This is a genomic window from Kitasatospora putterlickiae, from assembly GCF_039527695.1.
GTDB classification, from domain to species: domain Bacteria; phylum Actinomycetota; class Actinomycetes; order Streptomycetales; family Streptomycetaceae; genus Kitasatospora; species Kitasatospora putterlickiae.
In genome coordinates this window covers 6,987-8,401 of sequence record NZ_BAAAKJ010000042.1, presented here as the reverse complement: position 1 = coordinate 8,401, position 1,415 = coordinate 6,987, and the positions used below count along the sequence as shown (strand labels likewise).

At 75.6% G+C, this 1,415-nt stretch carries 1 protein-coding gene and 1 pseudogene; one reads left to right on the top strand and one right to left on the bottom strand.

Annotation, left to right across the window (positions count from 1 at the left end; translation table 11 throughout):
• On the bottom strand, window positions 1–904 hold a 904-nt coding region (locus ABD308_RS04885; RefSeq protein WP_486327007.1), incomplete at its 3' end, for a type III PLP-dependent enzyme domain-containing protein.
• 154 nt (window positions 905–1,058) lie between these two features.
• Between ABD308_RS04885 and ABD308_RS04880 the strand changes: the two are divergent.
• Window positions 1,059–1,415 (top strand): annotated as a pseudogene (locus tag ABD308_RS04880) (phosphotransferase); the annotation flags it as partial.

Sequence of the window (1,415 nt, the reverse complement as noted above, 5' to 3'; positions counted from 1 at the left end):
GGTCGTCCGGCGCGGCCGGGAACCCGATCGGGTGCGGCCGGCTCTTGACCGTGCGGGCGAGGTTCGTCCCGCCGTCCAGCACCAGCAGGTCCCTTCCGTCACGGGACTTGCGGACCGCCACCCGGCAGACCAGCGCTCCGTGCTCCTCCACCATGGAGCGCCCCGGCTCGATCAGCAGGTCCACCCCGCCCGGGTCGAGACCGGCCTGCCGGCACCCGGTCGCGACGGCCTCCGCGTACACCTCCCACCCGCGGTCGGGCACCCCGCGCGGCGGGAAGCCCCCGCCGACGTCCACCCGCAGCCGGCCTCCGGCCTCCTTGGCGAGTTCCCGCAGCACGTCCGCCCAGGCCACCAGCGCCTCGCGGTACGCCTCCGGGCCGGACAGCGTCCCGACGCCGGCGTGCACGCCCCAGACCGGCAGGCCGGCCCGGCGCAGCAGCTCCCGCGCCCGCGCCACCTCGGCCGGCGGCAACCCGAAGCGCGACCACTCGCCGTCGCCGCCCCGCGTCGCGAGCCGCAGCCCCACCGGGGGCGGGCCGTCGGGCAGTTCGGCGAGCCGGATCAGCTCGGTGAGCTCGGTCAGCGAGTCGACGTGCACCGGCACGCCGAGCGCGGCCGCCCGGGCCAGCTCCGCCGGGCTCTTCACCGGCCCGTCGAAGACGATCCGCCCCGGTGCGAAGCCGTCCGCGAGCGCCAGGGACAGTTCCTCCCCCGACACCACCTCCGCCGATCCGCCGAGCGCCGCCAGCCGGCGCGTCACGGCCGCCAGCGGGTTGCTCTTGTACGAGTACGCCACCGTCAGATGCGCGAACTCCCGGCGCCAGACGCGTTCCATCTCCCGGTAGCCCTCACCGAGCGCCTCCAGGTCGAACAGGTAGAACGGCGTCGCGTGATGCTCCGCCACCTCCAGTGCCCCAGCCCGCAAACGATCACTCAGCACGGCGTGCGCCACCTCCCGGCAGGGTTCGTACGGCCGCGAAGCACGATAGGCCAATCCGTCCGGCCTGTCAGTGCCGCGTCAGGACTGCCGCCGGGTGCGTGGGCTAGCGTGGGCGCACATGACGCACACCGGGATCGAGATCACGGCGGAGCTGGTCCGGGACTTGCTGCGGGAGCAGCATCCCGACCTGGCCGATCGGCCTGTTCGGCTCGGCGCGCGGGGGTGGGACAACCAGCTGTGGCGGCTGGGCGGGGACCTCGCCGTCCGGCTGCCGTGGGCGACGTCGTCCGCGGACGGGCTGCTGCGCACGGAGCACTCGTGGGTTCCCGGGCTCGCGTCGGGCCTTCCGCTGCCGGTTCCCGTTCCGCAGCGCCTCGGCGAGCCCTCCGAGCGGTTCCCACGGCCGTGGATCGTCACCACCTGGGTGCCGGGGACACCCGCCGACCGGGCTCCCGCCACGCGCGCCGGGGCGGGG